Source organism: Plantactinospora mayteni, assembly GCF_016862935.1.
GTDB classification, from domain to species: Bacteria; Actinomycetota; Actinomycetes; order Mycobacteriales; family Micromonosporaceae; genus Plantactinospora; species Plantactinospora mayteni.
Genome location: NZ_BONX01000007.1, coordinates 82343 through 99044, shown reverse-complemented (window position 1 = coordinate 99044; position 16702 = coordinate 82343). Strand labels below are relative to the sequence as shown.

At 73.0% G+C, this 16702-nt stretch carries 15 protein-coding genes; 9 read left to right on the top strand and 6 right to left on the bottom strand.

Going from position 1 to position 16702, the window contains the following annotated elements; genetic code table 11:
• Positions 1-30: 30 nt before the first annotated feature.
• Positions 31-831 carry an SDR family oxidoreductase gene (locus tag Pma05_RS06160; protein WP_239311763.1) on the bottom strand — a complete coding sequence of 267 codons (801 nt, stop codon included), beginning with the start codon at positions 829-831 and terminating at the stop codon, positions 31-33.
• A gap of 119 nt (positions 832-950) precedes the next feature.
• On the opposite strand from Pma05_RS06160, the gene Pma05_RS06155 reads away from it, so the two are divergent.
• Entirely contained in the window at positions 951-1379 is a 429-nt protein-coding gene (locus Pma05_RS06155; protein WP_203856318.1) for a hypothetical protein, read from the top strand.
• On the top strand, positions 1376-2926 hold the full coding sequence (locus Pma05_RS06150) for a multicopper oxidase family protein (RefSeq protein ID WP_203856317.1): 1551 nt from the start codon (positions 1376-1378) through the stop codon (positions 2924-2926). The genes Pma05_RS06155 and Pma05_RS06150 overlap by 4 nt, the downstream gene beginning before the upstream one ends.
• Positions 2927-2935: 9 nt before the next feature.
• On the opposite strand, the gene Pma05_RS06145 is transcribed toward Pma05_RS06150, so the two are convergent.
• Positions 2936-3547: a TetR/AcrR family transcriptional regulator C-terminal domain-containing protein gene (locus Pma05_RS06145; RefSeq protein ID WP_203856316.1), complete on the bottom strand. Its 612-nt coding sequence runs from the start codon at positions 3545-3547 to the stop codon at positions 2936-2938.
• 235 nt (positions 3548-3782) lie between these two features.
• On the opposite strand from Pma05_RS06145, the gene Pma05_RS06140 reads away from it, so the two are divergent.
• Both Pma05_RS06140 and Pma05_RS06135 read left to right on the top strand, forming a co-directional pair.
• Complete coding sequence (locus tag Pma05_RS06140; RefSeq protein WP_203856315.1) at positions 3783-5531, top strand: DEAD/DEAH box helicase; 1749 nt, start codon at positions 3783-3785, stop codon at positions 5529-5531.
• Positions 5532-5654: 123 nt separating this feature from the next.
• Positions 5655-6410, top strand: a complete 756-nt coding sequence (locus Pma05_RS06135; protein WP_203856314.1) for a class I SAM-dependent methyltransferase — start codon at positions 5655-5657, stop codon at positions 6408-6410.
• A 29-nt stretch (positions 6411-6439) separates the two neighbouring features.
• Here the strand turns inward: Pma05_RS06135 and Pma05_RS06130 are convergent, their stop codons facing one another.
• Positions 6440-7723, bottom strand: coding sequence for an SGNH/GDSL hydrolase family protein (locus Pma05_RS06130; protein ID WP_203856313.1), 1284 nt, complete (start codon positions 7721-7723; stop codon positions 6440-6442).
• 353 nt (positions 7724-8076) lie between these two features.
• Between Pma05_RS06130 and Pma05_RS42330 the strand changes: the two genes are divergently transcribed.
• The 3 genes from Pma05_RS42330 to Pma05_RS06120 all read left to right on the top strand — a co-directional run bounded on the left by Pma05_RS42330 (position 8077) and on the right by Pma05_RS06120 (position 11447).
• The gene (locus Pma05_RS42330) at positions 8077-9159 is read left to right on the top strand and encodes a glycosyltransferase family 2 protein (RefSeq protein ID WP_239311761.1); all 1083 of its coding nucleotides are present in this window, start codon (positions 8077-8079) and stop codon (positions 9157-9159) included.
• Positions 9156-10451 carry a lysylphosphatidylglycerol synthase domain-containing protein gene (locus Pma05_RS42325; RefSeq protein ID WP_307836838.1) on the top strand — a complete coding sequence of 432 codons (1296 nt, stop codon included), beginning with the start codon at positions 9156-9158 and terminating at the stop codon, positions 10449-10451. The genes Pma05_RS42330 and Pma05_RS42325 overlap by 4 nt, the downstream gene beginning before the upstream one ends.
• Before the next feature lie 99 nt (positions 10452-10550).
• On the top strand, positions 10551-11447 hold the full coding sequence (locus tag Pma05_RS06120) for a class I SAM-dependent methyltransferase (RefSeq protein WP_203856312.1): 897 nt from the start codon (positions 10551-10553) through the stop codon (positions 11445-11447).
• On the opposite strand, the gene Pma05_RS06115 is transcribed toward Pma05_RS06120, so the two are convergent.
• The 3 genes from Pma05_RS06115 to Pma05_RS06105 form a co-directional block, all read right to left on the bottom strand.
• Complete coding sequence (locus Pma05_RS06115; protein WP_203856311.1) at positions 11407-12213, bottom strand: AfsR/SARP family transcriptional regulator; 807 nt, start codon at positions 12211-12213, stop codon at positions 11407-11409. The two genes, Pma05_RS06120 and Pma05_RS06115, sit on opposite strands and share 41 nt — an antisense overlap.
• Positions 12214-12307: 94 nt before the next feature.
• Positions 12308-13024 carry a polysaccharide deacetylase family protein gene (locus tag Pma05_RS06110; protein WP_239311759.1) on the bottom strand — a complete coding sequence of 239 codons (717 nt, stop codon included), beginning with the start codon at positions 13022-13024 and terminating at the stop codon, positions 12308-12310.
• A 70-nt stretch (positions 13025-13094) separates the two neighbouring features.
• Positions 13095-14093: a glycosyltransferase family 2 protein gene (locus Pma05_RS06105; RefSeq protein WP_203856310.1), complete on the bottom strand. Its 999-nt coding sequence runs from the start codon at positions 14091-14093 to the stop codon at positions 13095-13097.
• Positions 14094-14372: 279 nt separating this feature from the next.
• Between Pma05_RS06105 and Pma05_RS06100 the strand changes: the two genes are divergently transcribed.
• Positions 14373-15686, top strand: a complete 1314-nt coding sequence (locus tag Pma05_RS06100) for an aspartate aminotransferase family protein (RefSeq protein WP_239311843.1) — start codon at positions 14373-14375, stop codon at positions 15684-15686.
• Positions 15680-16699 carry an NAD-dependent epimerase/dehydratase family protein gene (locus Pma05_RS06095; protein ID WP_203856308.1) on the top strand — a complete coding sequence of 340 codons (1020 nt, stop codon included), beginning with the start codon at positions 15680-15682 and terminating at the stop codon, positions 16697-16699. The genes Pma05_RS06100 and Pma05_RS06095 overlap by 7 nt, the downstream gene beginning before the upstream one ends.
• Positions 16700-16702: the final 3 nt, after the last annotated feature.

Below are 16702 nucleotides of genomic sequence, written 5' to 3'. Positions count from 1 at the left end.
GTCGGACCGCACGGGGAGGTTGAAAAAGGTTCAGTCCTCGGCCGACCGTTCGAGGTCGCGCTGTACCCGGTTCATCCCGTGCAGCCAGCGGTCCGGGTCGGTGGCCCGCCGGGTGTAGTACGTCGCCACCTCTGGATGTGGCAGCACCAGGAACCGGTCGTCGGTCAGCGCCGCCACCACCAGCTCGGCGACCTGCTCCGGGGTGATCGCCCCGGCGGTGAGCAGGGCGGCGCCGGGGCCTTCGCCCTGCTCCAGCATCGGCGTGCGGACACCCTGTGGGCAGAGCGCCTGCACGACGATTCCCCGGTGGGCGTAGCTCGCCCGCAGCCACTCGGCGAACGCCACCGCCGCGTGCTTGGAGACCGAGTACGGAGCGGCGCCGAGCAGGGTGAGCAGGCCGGCCGCCGAGGCGGTGACGAGGAGTCGACCGCGCCCGGCCGCCAGCCAGTCGGGCAGCAGCTCGCGGGCGGCGTACACCTGGGACATGGTGTTGACCCGCCAGGCGTGCTCCCAGGTGTGGTCGGCGGCGTCCAGCCCTCCGGTGCCGGGCACTCCGGCGTTGGCGCAGAACAGGTCGATCCGGCCGAACCGGCCCCGGGCGTACCCGACCAGCGCGGCCACCGCAGCCGGGTCGGCCATGTCGGCGGGGAAGACCTCGCCGCCGATCCGGGCCGCGACCGCCCGGGCCGCGTCGGCGTCGAGGTCGTTGACCAGCACCCGGGCACCCTCGGCGGCGAACCGGGTGGCCAGCGCCGCGCCGATGCCGGAACCCGCCCCGGTCACCACCACGGCCGCGCCGGGCAGGACGAATCCGGGACTTCCCGTGTTCACGATGTGGATGGTATCCGCACCGCGCCCGCCACCCGGGTCCGCTCGGATGGCGGGGCTGGTTCCCCGGGCACCCTGGTGGTACTTTTCTACGTCGTAGAAGAACCCGGGGGGCGGAAGCGATGCGTGGTGCACCGAGACGGAACGTCCACTGGTTCCTCTGGCCGTACCGGGTCCTGCTCACCCTGGTCGCCCTGCTCTGCTACCTCCAGGCGATCCTCGCCGGGCAGTTCCTGTCCGGGACGTACGGGTCGCTGCTCGCCCACCAGAACACGGCCGCGGTCATCGACATGCTGTTGATCCTGGCGATCCCGACGGCGCTGGTCATCACGCTGTGGGGCCGCCGACCGTGGTGGCCGGTACTGTTCGCGGCCGGCCTGCTCGGGCTCACCTCCACACAGAACTGGCTCGGCTTCGGCCGGATCCTCACCGTGCACGTACCGCTCGGGGTGGCGATCGTGATCGCCGCGACCGGCGTGGCGGCCTGGGCCTGGCGCGCGTCGCCACGGGCCGACGCCGCGCCGGTCGGGACACCGGGGACCGACCGGTGACCGGGGTGAGCCGCCGCCACCTGCTGGTCGGTGCCGCGATCGGCGCTGGCGCCGCCGGCCTGGGCGTACCGCTGCTCACCGGCCTGGCCGGGTCCTCCTCGACCGGTACGCTGCTGCGCAGCCGCCGGCCACTGCCGAGGCCGTTCAGCCGGCGGCTGACGATCCCCGCCGAACTCGCCCCGGTCCGCCGGGAGGGCGAGGCGGACGTCTACGAGATCGAGCAGCGGGTCGGCCGGGCCGACATCCTCGACGGGGTCGGCACGCCGATCTGGGGCTACAACGGCACCTTCCCCGGCCCGACGATCCGCAGCCGCAGCGGCCGACCCGTCGTGGTCTACCACCGCAACGCGCTGCCGGTGCCGACCGTCGTGCACCTGCACGGCGGCCACACCCCGGCCGAACACGACGGCTACCCGACGGATCTCCTGCTGCCGGAGGGCAGCGCCGGGCAGCACCCGGCCGGGCACGGCGGGGCGGTGACCGTGGGGCGGCGCGGCTACGCGTACCCGATGAACCAGCCGGCGGCGACGCTCTGGTACCACGACCACCGGATGGACTTCACCGGACCGGCGGTCTGGCGTGGCCTGGCCGGCTTTCACCTGGTCGGCGACGCCGAGGAGGAGGCGCTACCACTGCCCCGGGGGCAGCGCGACCTGCCGCTGATGATCGCGGACCGGGCCTTCGACCAGGACGGCACGCTGCGCTATCCCAGCCGCTCCGACGACCTGCTCGGCTCCCCCGGCGTGCACCCGCCCTACCAGGCCGGAGTGCTCGGCGACGTGATACTCGTCAACGGTCAGCCGTGGCCGACCGCCGAGGTGGCCGGCACGCACTACCGGCTTCGGCTGCTCAACGCCTCCAACGCCCGCCGGTACCGGCTGCGGCTCGACCCCGCCCCGCCCGGCGCGCTGGTGCAGATCGGCTCCGACGGCGGCCTGCTGCCCGGCCCGGTACGCCACGACAGCATCGACCTGGCGCCGGCCGAGCGGGTGGACGTCGTCGTCGACTTCGCCCGCTGGCGCCCCGGGCAGCACGTCACGCTGGTCAACGACTTCGGCGAGGACGCCGGCACCGGCCGGGTGATGCGGTTCGAGGTCGGCGACGCGGTGGCCGATCCGGCCCGGGTGCCGGCGCGGCTCTCCGCAGACCACCGGACGCTGCGGCGCGCCGACGCGACCCGCACCCGCAGCCTGGTCTTCCAGTCCCGGGACACCGGTGGCGCCCACCACTGGCTGATCAACGGCCGGCCGTTCCACCCCGAGCGGGTCGACGTGGCGCCGAGGCTCGGCAGCGTCGAGATCTGGCGGCTCGTCGGCGACCTGCACCATCCGATCCACCTGCACCTGAGCCACTTCCAGGTGCTCTCCCGCGGCACCGGCGGGCCGCGCGGCACCGACGCCGGCTGGAAGGACACCCTCGACCTGCTGCCCGGCGAGCCCGCCGAGATCATCGTGCCGTTCGCCGACTACCCCGGCCGGTACGTCTTCCACTGCCACAACCTCGAACACGAGGACATGATGATGATGGGCAACCTCACCGTCGGCTGAGTCCGTCGATCAGCGCCCGCCGAGTCCGTCGATCAGCGCCCGCAATCCCAGGTCGAACTGCCCGTCCGGGTCGTAGCCCTGGGCCATCCCCGCCGCCAGCGCCGGGTAGGCCGCCATCACCTCGGCCGGGGCGACGTTCGCCTCCGGCGGCGGACCGGCCGGCACCCCCACCTCGACCAGCAGATGCCCCAGGGTGTACGCGCGAGCGCAGGTGAGGATCCGCAGCCCCTCCGGCGCCGACAGCCCGGTGTCGACCAACTGTCTGATCAGCAGGTCGCTGCTGGCCAGCGTCCTCGGGGTCAGCACCGGCCGGGTACCGATCAGCGGCACCGTGTGCGGATGCCGGCGCAGCACCGTACGCAGCCGTTGGCAGGCGTCCCAGACCACCGACTGCCAGGTCGCCCCGGGCGCCGGCTCCGGCAACCCGACCTCGTCGAGGACCGCCTCGACGACCGCGTCGAAGAGCGCGCCCTTGTCCGGCAGGTAGTAGTAGACGGCCATCGGGTCGACGCCGAGTTCCGCGCCGAACTTGCGCATCGTCAGCCCGGCCACCCCGTCGCGGTCGATCACCGCCAGCGCGGTACGCACGATCGTGTCGCGGTCCAGGCTGGGCCGGCCCATGCTCCCACCTCCCGGACGACGACAATCCGACACGCTACGCCGAGGGCGGTCGCCGGCCGCGTCCACCTCCCGGAACGACCTTTCGGGACGAGGGCGGCACCCGGACGGGCGGGCGCCGCGCCGGTACCGGCGCGGTCGAGCCGGACCCGCCGGTACCCGTGGGTCCGGGCCGGCGGCGCGCCGGGATCGCCGGTCGCCGCGTCGGCCGGTTGGGCGTGGTGAAAAGCTGACGGGTATGAGTTCCGACAGCGCACCACCCGCTCCGCCGGTCAGCACGATCCCGAACGACCCCGACGACGACTCCGGCACCTTCGCCGACCTCGGGCTGCGGACCGAACTCCTGGACGCGCTCGGCACGCTGGGCTACGAGGAGCCGACCGCCATCCAGCGGGCCGCCATCCCACCCCTGCTGGCCGGCCGTGACCTGCTCGGCCAGGCCGCCACCGGGACCGGGAAGACGGCAGCCTTCGCGCTGCCGCTGTTGCAGCGGCTGCCGGAGGGGCAGCGTTCCGGTGCGCCGGTCGCGCTGGTCCTGGTGCCGACCCGGGAGCTGGCCGTGCAGGTCTCCGAGGCGGTCCACCGGTACGGCCGCGACCTCGGCGTACGGGTGCTGCCGATCTACGGGGGCCAGCCGATCGCCCGGCAACTGCGGGCGCTGGACGGCGGGGTGGACGTGGTGGTGGCCACCCCGGGGCGGGCGCTGGACCACATCGCCCGGGACACCCTGCGGCTGGACAGCCTCGACACGGTGGTACTGGACGAGGCCGACGAGATGCTCGACATGGGATTCGCCGAGGACATCGAGGCGATCCTGCAACACGTACCCGAGCAGCGGCAGACGGTGCTCTTCTCCGCCACCATGCCGGCCCGGATCGACGGGATGGCCCGGCAGTACCTGCGGGACCCGGCCCGGATCGAGATCGGCCGGCAGCCCGCGCCCACCGGCACCGCCCCGCTGGTCCGGCAGACCGCGTACGTGGTCGCCCGGGCGCACAAGCCGGCCGCGCTCGGCCGGGTACTCGACGTCGAGGCGCCGACCGCGGCGATCGTCTTCTGCCGCAGCCGGGAGGAGGTCGACCGGCTCACCGAGACCATGAACGGTCGCGGCTACCGGGCCGAGGCGCTGCACGGCGGGATGACCCAGGAGCAGCGGGACCGGGTGATGGGCCGGCTCCGCGCCGGTACCGCCGATCTGCTGGTGGCGACCGACGTGGCCGCCCGGGGGCTGGACATCGAGCAGCTCACCCACGTGGTCAACTACGACGTGCCGCCGGCGCCGGAGTCGTACGTGCACCGGATCGGGCGGGTCGGCCGGGCCGGCCGGCAGGGGGTGGCGATCACCCTGGCCGAGCCCCGGGAGCACCGGATGCTCAAGACCATCGAGCGGACCACCGGGCAGCGGATCTCGATCGACAAGATCCCGACCGTGGCCGACCTGCGGACCCGGCGGCTGGAGATGACCCGGGCGGCGCTGCACGAGAGCCTGCTGGAGGACGACCTCGAACCGTTCCGGGTGATCGTGGAGACCCTCACCGACGAGTTCGACGTGATGGAGGTGGCGCTGGCGGCGGTGAAGCTGGCGCACGAGTCGGCCGGCGGCCCGGTCGACGAGGAGGAGGACATCCCGCAGGTGGCGTTCCGGGCCGACCGGGACGGCCGGGCCCGGCGGGACGGCGGTCGGGACGGTGCCCGGGACGGGCGCGGCGGCCGGCCCCGCTCCGGCGACATGGCCTGCATCTTCATCGGGGTCGGCCGGCGGGCCGGCATCCGCCCGCAGGACCTGGTCGGTGCGATCACCGGCGAGACCCAGGTCAGCGGCCGGGAGATCGGCTCGATCGAGATCGCCGACCGGTTCTCCCTGGTCGAGGTGCCGAGGTCCGCGGCGAACGAGGTGATCACCCGGCTCCGGCAGAGCACCATCAAGGGCCGCAAGGCGACGGTACGCCGGGACCGCGAGGTCGGCCGCGACCAGCGCGACGGCTGAACCGAGGCGGCAACGGGATCCCGGGCGAGTGGCCGCCCGGTTGTCCTCTTCCCGCCCGGCGAGGGCGGGAGGGTGTGCACCGGGGCCGGCCGCCCCGGTCGACCATCGTCGGAGGAGGGGCAGGTGGACGGGGCGGACCCGGACCGCTGGTCGGCGGTCGCGGCGGGCTGGGCCGAACTGTGGGGCAGCTTCGCCGAGCCGGTCTGGCGGGCCGTGGTGGCGGCGGCCGGGATCGGACCTGGTTCCTGGGTACTCGACGTCGGCTGCGGCGGTGGTGACCTGCTCGGCTATCTCGACCGGCTCGGCGCGGCGACCGCCGGGGTCGACCCGGCGCCCGGCATGGTGGCGCTGGCCCGGTCCCGGGTACCCGCCGCCGACCTGCGGATCGGCGACGCCGAGCGGCTGCCCTGGCCGGACCACACGTTCGACCTGGTGGCCTCGGTCAACGCCGTGCAGTTCGCCGACGACACCCTGGAGGCGCTGGCCGAGTTCGTCCGGGTCACCCGGCCCGGTGGACTGGTGGCGATCGCCAACTGGGCGGAGGGGCGGCACAACGACCTGGACGCGGTCGAGCGGGCGGTCGCGTACGCCGCCGGCGAGGAGCCGCTGCCCGACGGCGAACTGCGGGAGCCGGGTGGTCTCGAACGACTGCTCGCCGACGGTGGGCTCGACGTGGTGGCGGCGGGACTGGTGGCGGTCCCCTGGTACGCGCCCGACGACGACGCGCTGGTCCGGGGCGTCCTGCTCGGCGAGGATCCGGAGACGGTGGCCGGCACCGCGTCGACGGTGCGGGACGCGGCCCGGCCGTTCCGGCAGCCGGGCGGCGGCTACCGCCTGGACAACGCGTTCCGGTACGTCGTCGGACGTACCCCGCGCTGACCGCCCGGCCACCGGCTCGTCCGGTCGGCTCAGCGCAGCGCCCGGGCGACCTCGGTCGCGATCAGCTCCGCCCCGGCGTCGTTGAGGTGCAGCCGGTCACCGGCGTCGAACTCCGGTCGCAGCGCGTCCGAGTCCGCCGGGTCGGCGAGGAGCCGGTCCAGGTCGACCAGGGCGTCGTACCCGACACCGGCCCGGAGTGAATCGTTCACCCGGTCCCGGACCGCCTCGTTCGCCGGGGTGTCGTAGCCGAACGCGCCCTTCCACGGCGGGATCGTCAGGCCGACCACCTGGATCCCCTGTCGGTGCGCGGCCCGGACCAGCGCCCGGTGCCCGTCGACGACCTCGGCGGCGGTCACCACCGGCGAGGCGCCGCAGCCGAAGTCCGGGAAGCCGCCCCCGCCGATGTCGTTCGTGCCGATCAGGACGACCACGGCCCGCACGCCGGGCTGGCCGAGCGCGTCCCGGTGGAACCGGGTCACTCCCCGCTCGCCGTAGCAGGGCGAGTCGGCCAGCAGCTTGTTGCCGTTGATTCCGACGTTGACCACGCCCAGGCGGTGGCCGCCGGCCACGAGACGCTCGGCCAACTGGTCCGGGTATCGGTTGTCGGCACCGGGAGTGCTGCCGTAGCCGTCGGTGAGGGAGTCGCCGAACGCGACCACCGTGTCCCGGGCGGCGTCCCGACCGTCGGACCCGCCCCGTCCCGCCCCGCGCGGCGGCGGCCCGGAGACGTCGACGCCGGCCAGGTAGTACCACGAGTGGCTGGTGTCGCCGCCGAACGCGTCGGCGCCCGGCTCGGAACGCCGGTCACCGGTCGCCCGGTAGGTGGTGGTGAGGCCGCCCTGGTGGAACGTGGCCGGCCCGGTCGGGTCGGCGAAGTAGAAGGTGACGGTCAGCCGGTCCAGCGCCGCGACCCCGAACCGGACCGGGTCGGACACCAGCTCCGCCCCGACCGGGACGGTCACCGATGGCCGGTGCCGGAAGGTCAGCGGTCGCAGGGTACCGGGTCGGACGGCGGCGCCCGGACCGGAGCTGCCGACGGTCGCACCGGTCAGCCGCAGCGGCTGCGTGCCGTACCGGTTGGAGAGTCGGACCCGCAGTTGGGAGCCGCCGGTGCTGACCCGCACCACCTGCCGTACCGACTCGCCGGTGAAGCCGTCGACCGACCAGTTCGGCCCGTCCCAGTCGTTGCCCGGCACCGGGTGGTGCAGGCCGGTCGCCCAGGCCGCCGACCAGTCCCCGGCACCGGCTGGCCCGGCCGCCCCGGCCGTGCCGGACGGTACGGCCAGCACGGCCGCCGTCACGATCGCGGCCACCGCAAACCGCCTTGCTCTCGAAAATCTCACAGTACTGTCCCCTTTTCGGATGGTCCGTCGATCCGGCGTCCCGTGCCGCCGGCCTCGACGCCTCCTACTCTGCGGAGCGGGCCTTACGATTTGTTTACGCTCCGACCGTAAGCCGTCCTCGTCGTGATCGGTCGCAGCCGGGTCCTCCCTCGTCCGCTCGACGGCCCGTCAACTGTGCGGGCGCTGGCTTGCGGTTTGTTTACCGTCGCCCGCCGGCTCGCCGTCGCCGTCGCACTCGGTAATCCAGGCCGACTCCAGAAATCGCGGTACGCCGATTGCTACCGTTTACCGGCCCGGTGGGGCAAAGGGGGTGACCAGGCGCATTGTCTCCACTCGACCACACCGTCGACCCGCAGTTCGCGCGGGTGTCGGTCATCGTCCCGAACTTCAACAAGGAGAAGACTCTCCGGGCCTGTCTCGCGGCGATCTACGCGCAGACCCGGCCGGCGGCCGAGGTGATCGTCGTCGACGACGCGAGTACCGACCGGTCCCGGCAGATCGCGGCCGAGTTCCCCTGCACCCTGCTGGCGTTCCCGGTCAACCGGGGCGTCTCGGCGGCCCGGAACGCCGGAGCCGCCCGGGCCGGCGGGGACCTGCTGTTCTTCGTCGACTCGGACATCGCGCTGGCGCCGGACGCGCTCGCCGGGGCGGTGGCGGAGCTGCGGGCACATCCCGGCTGCGGCGTGGTGCAGGGGATCTACGACCTGACGCCACTCTTCGCGGACGGGCCGGTCGAGTCCTACAAGACGCTCTTCGAGCACTTCTGGCGACGCCGCGACGTCGGGGTCACCGCGATCACCATGTTCGCGCTGACCGCCGTCCCCCGGCACGTCTTCGAGCTGGTCGGCGGCTTCGACGAACGGCTGCGCGACGCCGAGGACGTCGAGTTCGGCACCCGCCTGCCGGCGTCGTACGAGATCCGCACCAGCGACCGGATGCTGGGCCGGCACGACGACGTGGACCGGTTGGGGCCGTACCTGTCGGAACACTTCCGCCGCGCCCGGACGTACGCCGGGGCGGTCGTCGCGGCGCGCTGGACGCCCCGGCCGGCGACGCCCAGCGTGGAGTCCGCCGACCGGCGGGCCCCGCACCGGATCGACCTCGGCTCGGTGGTCGGGCTGCTGGGCAGCGCCGTGACGGTGACCGGGCTGCCGCTGGCCGCCTGGTCGCCGTGGCTGCTGCTGGTGCCGCTGGCCGGGTTGTCCGCCTTCCTCGGCGCGGACCGGGCGCTGCTGGGTTTCGCGCTCCGGCAGCGCGGACCGGGCTTCCTGCTCTTCGCCACCGCGATGCGGTTCCTGACCCACCTGACCGAGTTCGTCGGGCTGGCCCTCGGGCTGGGCCGGGCCCTGCTGCGGCGCCCCCGGCCCGGCCGGGTCGCCCCGCTGGCCCCGGAGTCGACCCGGTGAACCGCGCGACGGATCACCCGGACGCCGTCGACCCCGCCGCGCCCCAACCGGCGACGGCACCGGCCCCGGGCGGCTCGAACGACCCGACCAGCCGGACCAACCCGTCCAGCTCAGGCAGCCCGTCCAGCTCGGGCGACCCGACCGGCACAGGCGACCCGACCAGCACAGGCGACCCGACCAGCACAGGCGACCCGACCAGCTCGGGCGACCCGACCGGCACAGGCGATTCGACCAGCCCGGACGCCTCCGGCAGGCCGACCGGGGCGGGCGGCGGGCCTGGCGGCGGCGGGCCGGTCGAGTTGGTGCGACGGCTGGCCGGGCGGGGGTCAGGCTGGTGGCGGCGAGTCAACCAGTTGCTGGTCGTGGTCTTCGTGCTGGCCCTGACGGTCGGGCTGGCGCTGTTCCTGCGGGACCAGGACTGGACCCCGGTCCGCGAGCTGGCGCAGCGACTCGACCCGGTCCAGGTCGGACTGGTGCTGGGCGGCGCCCTGCTGGTCAACTCGGTCGGGCTGCTGCTCGGGTACCACTCCTGGCAGGCGCTCTTCGTCGACCTCGGCGCGGCGGTGGACCGGTGGACCGCCGCCCGGCTGTTCTTCGTCGGGTTCCTCGCCAAGTTCGTCCCGGGCCGGTTCGTCGCGCTGCCGGTGCTGCTCAGGATGGGGAAGGAGATCAACGTCGGGGCGGTCCGGCTGGCCGGTGTCTTCCTGCTCAGTTGGGTGGTGGTGGCGCTGACCGGGATGACCGTCGGCCTCGCGGCCGGGCCGGCGGTACTGGACCGGGCGACCGGCTGGATGCTGCTCGCCGTACTGCCGCTGGTGGCGCTCTTCGTCCGCCCGGAGCTGCTCAACCGGGGGCTCGCCGGGGCGGCACGACTGCTGCGGCGGCCACCGCCACAGGTCAGCGCGTCCCGGACCGGCATCCGGCGGGCGATCACCACGCAGTCGCTCTCCTGGGTGATCTCCGGGCACCACCTCTGGCTGCTGGCGGTGACCGCCGGCGCCCCGCCGCTGCGCTCCTACCTGGTCTGTGTGGCCGGCTTCGCCGCCGCGACCGTGGCCGGGCTGCTGGTGATGGTCGTACCGGACGGGCTGGGCGTCCGGGAGGCGGTACTGATGGTGGGACTCGCCACCGTGATGCCGGTGTCGGTCGCCGCCCCGGTGGTGCTGACCAGTCGACTGGTCTGCGCGCTCAGCGAGGTGGCGGTCGGCGCGGGCGGGCTGCTGCTCGCCCAGTACGTGCACCGGCGCCGGCTCGGCCCACGCCGGGGTGTCGACCCCGCGCTGACCGGCTGACCCGAGCCCCTTCCGCCGGGTCGGCCAGCCAGGAACGTCGATAGCGTCAGTCCCGGAGCCGTCGGGATCCGTCCCACGTCGAGAAATGTCGGTGACACCATGTCGAATGCGCTGGTCCGTGCGGTGGCACGGCTGATCCGAGTTCCGGTACAGGTGCTGATCCGATCGAACCCCAGGCTCAACCGGGCGTGGTGGAACGCGCAGTACGCGTTGGGGTTCTGGCGCTATCTCGACGACATGTCCGACGGGAACATGCCGCTGGCGCTGATCGAGACCTGGGCACCCCGGCCGACGATCCTGGACCTGGGCTGCGGTACCAGTGCGAACCTGCCGCTGGCGCCGGGTCGCTACCGGCACTACCACGGCGTGGACCTCAGTTCGCGGGCGATCGAGGCGGCCCGGGCGCTGGACCGGCCGGACAGCACCTTCGAGGTGGCCGACATCCGCACCTTCGACACCGCGTGCCGGTACGACGCGATCCTGCTCCGCGAGGTCGTCTACTACCTGACCGAGGCCGAGGCCGCCGACCTGCTGCGCCGGCTGCCCGCGATGCTGACACCCCGGGGCCGGATCGTCGTGCAGATCTACGACGACGCCCCGGCCGAAGAGTTCGCCCGGATCGTCCGGGCCTGCGGTCTCTCCGCCGCCGAGGAGGTCCCCGCGCGCCTCGGGGACAGTCCTGCCGGTGCCTTCTTCGTGCTGACCGGTCCGGAGGGGACCGAGCCGGCCGATGGCCGGAGGCGCGGCGGATCCGCCGGGTGGGATTCCGCCGAGCCGGCCGTCGAGCCGGGCCACGTCCAACAGGGCCACGTTCAGGCGGCCGTCGAGCCGGGCCACGTCCAACAGGGCCACGCCCAGTCGGCCGTCGAGCCGGGCCACGCCCAGTCGGGCCACGCCCAGTCGGCCATCGAGCCGGGCCACGTCCAGCCGGGGCGTGCCGGGCCGGTCGCCGGGGTTAGACCGGGACCCGCCGCTCCCACCACGGCCGCACCGTGACCGGTTCGCTGCGCAGCAGCCGCCGGTGCAGGTCCTGGAGCCGGTGCCCCGGCTCCACGCCGAGCCGGTCGGCCAGGGTGAGCCGGGCGTCCTCGAAGGCGGTGAGCGCCTCGGCCCGCCGCGACGTCTGGCCGAGGACGACCAGCAGCAGTTCCCAGAGCCGCTCCCGCATCGGCTGCTCGGCGAGCATGCAGCGCAGTTCGGAGACGAGGTTCTCCACGTCGCCGAGGAGCAGGCGTACCCCGGTGGCCTCCTCCACCGCGTCCTGACGCAGCTCGGTCAGGCGGATCCGTTCCGCCTCGGCCAGTGGCCCGGTCGCCTCCTGGAGCGCCAGGCCGGACCAGCGGGCCAGCGCCTGCTGGAAACAGTCGAGCGCCCGGGACAGCTCACCCTGGGCCCGGGCCGCCCGGGCCACCCTGACGTCGTGCTCGAACCGGGTGACGTCGACCGCGACCGTCGGGATGTCGAGGGTGTACCCCGGGCGGGTGGAGCGGAGTACCCGGGCCAGTGCCGGCGGGCGGCCGGGATGCTCCAGCACCCGGCGCAGCCGGCCGATGTAGGTGTGCACCATGTTCTCCACCGAGTCGGGCCGGCGCCCGTTCCAGATCGCGTCGACGATCTGCGGCACCGACATCACCATCCCGCAGCGCAGCGCCAGCACGGCGAGCACCTCCCGTTGCCGGGGAGTACCCAGGTAGAGGTTGGTACCGCCCCGTTCGGCCCGGATCGGGCCGAGCAGCAGGATCTTCAGGTCGTCTTCCGACATCTTCGTTTCCCCCTAGACAGGCATCGCTGCTTCCCCCCGCACTGCCGGGCGGCACTGCCCGGCGTCGTCGTACGACAGAACGGCACGTCGTCACCTACCGGTCGGCACCGGGTACGACGAACCGCAGTCCCCGGTCGAGCAACCGGGGCAGTACGGTTTCCAGGGCCGCCACGGTCTGCGACCGGTCGCCGCCGCCGTCGTGGCAGAGCAGGACGTGCCCGGGTCGACTCCGGGACAGCCGCCGGACGATCCGGTCCACTCCCGGGCTGCGCCAGTCGCTCGGGTTGACCGTCCAGTCCACCGGCACCAGGCCGAGGTCGGCGCTGGTCCGCAGTACCGCCGGCGACCAGTTGCCGCCCGGCGCGCGGAACAGCCGGGGCGTGATCCCGACGGCGTCCTCGATCCGCCGCTGCGCCGCCACGATCTCGGTACGCAGCCGCCGCGCCGGCAGCGCCGCGAACGGCTGCGGATGCGACATCGAGTGGTTGCCGACCAGGTGTCCGGCGTCACGGATCCGGCGAGCCAGCTCGGGGTGTTCGGCGACCCGGTCACCGATCAGGAAGAACGTGGCCCGGACCCGGTGCCGGTCGAGCAGGTCCAGCATCCGGGGCGTCCACTCGGGATGTGGCCCGTCGTCGACGGTCAGCGCCACGCTGTGCCCGGACACCCCGAAGACCGGCCGGTGCCCGTCGCCGAGCATCGGCCGGCGGGACCGGAACTGCTGGGCCCGGAGCGCGAACAACAGGTAGTGCAACGCCTGGGCCGACAGGTATGGCCAGGAGATCCGCCCGGTGCCCGGCTCCGCGGTCATCGCCGCCCCGCCTCGTCCGGGCCGAAGTTCCGCCGGACCGGGAACCGCGCCCGCCCGGCGATCGAGCCGCTCATCGCGGCGATTTCGCGGCCACCCGGGCCGGGCCGAAGTCCCGGTCCACCAGGTGCCGCAGCCCGCCGACGACGGCACCGGCGACGATGGTCAACTGGACGAGCAGGTGCACCGCGTAGAAGAAGGTCGCGAAGCCGGGGCCGCGCCGGCGTAGCACGAAGCGCAGCAGTCCCGGGTCGGCGGCGACGAAGACCGCCAGCAGGGCGGCCGGCACCGCCAGCAGCGCCGGGGTGAGCAGGCCGAGCGGCAGGGTCAGCGGTACCAGGGCGGCGCTGAGCAGTCCGGCCGGCGTGTTGGCCCGGATCCCGGCCGGTCCACGCTCGGCCCGGGCGACCGGCACGAGTAGCTGGGAGCGGCCGAACTGCTTGCGCAGCAGCCGGCCCAGGTGGCTGTCGTCGTCGTGCCGGCAGACCACGGTGTCGGTGAGCACGATGCCGTAGCGGTCGCCCATCCGGTCGCCGAGTTCGACGTCCTCGGAGGCGCGCAGCTTCTCGTCGAAGAGGCCGACGTCGGCGAAGACCGTCCGGCGGATCAGGCAGACCGCGAAGAGCGTGGTCCGGACCCGCCCGACGTGGCGCAGCCGCCAGTAGTGCCCGTGCAGCAGCCGGTACGCCTCGACCGGGCCGTCGTCGAACAGCGGCCGGAGCGCGTAGATGCCGTGTACGCAGGCGACGTCGGGCTGCGCGGTGAGGATCGCCAGGGCGTTGCCCAGGGCGTCGGGCTCGGGTGCGCAGTCGGAGTCGAGGAAGAACAGCAGCTCGCCGCCGCTGGCCCGGATGCCCCGGTTGCGGGCGGCGGCCGGTCCGGTGTTGCGGTCGGTGACCAGCAGCCGGCACGGGAACTCGGCGGCGATCTCCCGGGTGTCGTCGGTGCTGGCGTCGTCGACGACGATGACCTCGGTGACCGGGTGCCGTTGCGCGTAGACGGCCGCCAGGCACGCGCGGAGAGTCTTCGAACCGTTGTGTACGGGGATGATGACCGACACTGTCGGCGACATGTTCGCCCACCTCACCGGGAGTGCGGTACAACCGTCAGGGACATTGACATTCCGAGATCTACTCCGTCGCGACCAAGCTATCCAGTGTATTGTCGACTGGCAAGCGTTGCCTTACGTAGTCAAGGTTGCGTACAGCACCGATCCAGAGAAGATCCCGTACCAATCGATAGCGTCACCGACATGCCCAATCTGGTCAGCCTGTCCGATTGCGAGCGACTCACCGTTCGCGAGGTGCACGACCTCTATCGACGTTACGTCAACGCGAGCCAGGTCAGCCTGATGACCTCGTTCGGGTTCGGCCGGGAATTGGTCGACCACGCCGAAGGCGCACACCTGGTGCTCCGGGACGGCCGCCGCGTCCTCGACCTCACCGGAGGCGTCGGGGTACTCAACCACGGCCACAACCATCCGCGCATCCTGGCGGCCCGGCAACGGTTCGCGGAGCAGCGCCGGATGGAGGTGCACAAGACGTACTTCTCGCCGTACCTGGCGGCGCTCGGCCACAACCTGGCCCAACTCCTCCCCGGTGACCTGCGGATGTCCTTCCTGCCCAACTCGGGTGCGGAGGCGGTCGAGGGGGCGGTGAAGCTGGCGTACAAGTATCACGGCGGCCGGCGTGGCACGATCCTGCGGGCCGACTGCGGGTTCCACGGAAAGCTGCTCGGATCGGGTGGGCTGACCGGACAACCGTCGTTCAACTTTCCCACCATTCCCGGCATAGTTCCATTTACCTATGGGAATCTGGACTCGGTCCGGGAGGCGGTCGAGGCACATCCCGGCGATGTCTACGCTCTCATCGTCGAGCCGTTCAGCGCCTCCACGGTGACGTGGTGCGACGAAGAGTTCCTCCGCGGCATTCGTGAGCTGTGCGACCGGCACGACATCGTGCTCATCTTCGACGAGATCTACACCGGTTGGGGTAAGACCGGCAGCCTCTTCTACTTCATGCGGTATCCGGGGCTGGTGCCGGACGTCCTTACCACATCGAAGTCATTCGGCGGTGGAAAGTCATCGATTTCTGCATTCGTCGCCCGGGAAAGGGTGTTCCGGAAGGCGTACGACAACCTGACCGACGCGCTTCTCCAGAGCACCAGCACCACCTACTACGGGATGGGCGAGGAGTGCGTCACCGCGCTGGAGGCGATCAACATCGTGGTGGAGGACGACTACCCGGCCCGGGCCCGCGAGCTGGAGCGGGTACTGGAACCGGCGCTGAAACGGCTGGCCAAGGAGTACCCGGACGCGGTGGGCCGGGTCGCCGGGGCGGGCGCGCTCTGGGGCGTACAGATCGACGGCGGGCCGAAGATCCTCGACCTGGTGGCCCGGCTCGCCCCCGCCGGGATGGCCCGGGACCCGAGGTTCAAGGCGAAGCTGGTCACCTGCGCGGTGATCAACGCGCTCTACCGGGACCACGACATCTTCACCTACTACACCCTGAACGGCCGCAACCCGCTGATCCTCGGGCCGTCCCTGGTCACCGACCCGGCCGACGTGCAGCGCGCCACCGACGCGCTCGGCGAGGTGCTGGAGCAGGGCCTGGCCAAGCTGGTCACCCGGTTCGTCGCGCAGAAGGTGGGGTCCACATTGTGGTGATCACCGTGACCGGGGCGGCCGGGATGCTCGGCTCCCGGCTGGTCGACCGGCTCACCGCCGACGGGCACCAGGTGTGCGGGGTGGACCTGCGGGCCGAACCCGGCGTCACCGTGGTCGGCGACATCCGGGACCCCCGGGTGATGGACCGGGCCACCGACGGCGCGAGGGCGGTACTGCACTGCGCGGCGGCGCTGCCCAGCTATCCGGCCGCCGAGATCCGCTCGATCATCGTGGACGGCACCCGGAACGTGCTGCGGGCCGCCCGCAAGGCCGGGGTGGACCGGGTCCTGCACGTCTCGTCGACCGCCGTGTACGGGCTGCCCCGCCAGGTGCCGACGCCGGAGGAACACCCCCGGGAGCCGGTCGACACGTACAGCGCGGCGAAGGTGGCGGCCGAGGAGATCGCCGAACGGTACCGGGCCGACGGGCTGCCGATCGCGATCCTGCGGCCGAAGACCTTCCTCGGGCCGGGCCGGATGGGACTCTTCGCGATGCTCTTCGAGTGGGCCGAGGAGGGCCGGAACTTCCCGGTGCTCGGCCGGGGCGACGTGCGGATCCAGATGTTCGCCGTCGACGACCTGGTGGAGGCGGTGCTGACCGTGCTGGCCGCACCGGACGAGCTGGCCAGCGACACCTACAACCTGGCCGCCGAGCGGTTCCGTACCCTGCGGGAGGACTTCCAGGCGGTGCTGGACGCGGCCGGGCACGGCAGGCGGGTGGTCGGGGTACCCGCCCGGCCGGCGCTGGTCACCCTGGAGCTGCTGGAACGCAGCCGGCTCTCCCCGGTCTACGGGCGGCTGCTGCACAAGCTCCGGCACGACTCCTACGTGAGCATCGACAAGGCCGTCGAACGGCTCGGCTTCGCCCCCAAGCTCTCCAACGAGGACGCGATCCTGCGCACCTACGAGTGGTGGCGGGCCGAACGCCACCTGACGCGGCCGTCGCGGGGCGGACGGACCAGCCGCGACCCGTGGCGGCAGGGCGTGCTCTCCCTCGCGAAGATCTTCTTCTGATCG

Coding starts and splice junctions, on each gene's coding strand:
- Pma05_RS06155 (WP_203856318.1), top strand. CDS start 951: ATGCGTGGTGCACCGAGACGGAACGTCCACTGGTTCCTCTGGCCGTAC.
- Pma05_RS06145 (WP_203856316.1), bottom strand. CDS start 3,547: ATGGGCCGGCCCAGCCTGGACCGCGACACGATCGTGCGTACCGCGCTG.
- Pma05_RS06140 (WP_203856315.1), top strand. CDS start 3,783: ATGAGTTCCGACAGCGCACCACCCGCTCCGCCGGTCAGCACGATCCCG.
- Pma05_RS06120 (WP_203856312.1), top strand. CDS start 10,551: ATGTCGAATGCGCTGGTCCGTGCGGTGGCACGGCTGATCCGAGTTCCG.
- Pma05_RS06115 (WP_203856311.1), bottom strand. CDS start 12,213: ATGTCGGAAGACGACCTGAAGATCCTGCTGCTCGGCCCGATCCGGGCC.
- Pma05_RS06110 (WP_239311759.1), bottom strand. CDS start 13,024: ATGACCGCGGAGCCGGGCACCGGGCGGATCTCCTGGCCATACCTGTCG.
- Pma05_RS06105 (WP_203856310.1), bottom strand. CDS start 14,093: ATGTCGCCGACAGTGTCGGTCATCATCCCCGTACACAACGGTTCGAAG.
- Pma05_RS06100 (WP_239311843.1), top strand. CDS start 14,373: ATGACCTCGTTCGGGTTCGGCCGGGAATTGGTCGACCACGCCGAAGGC.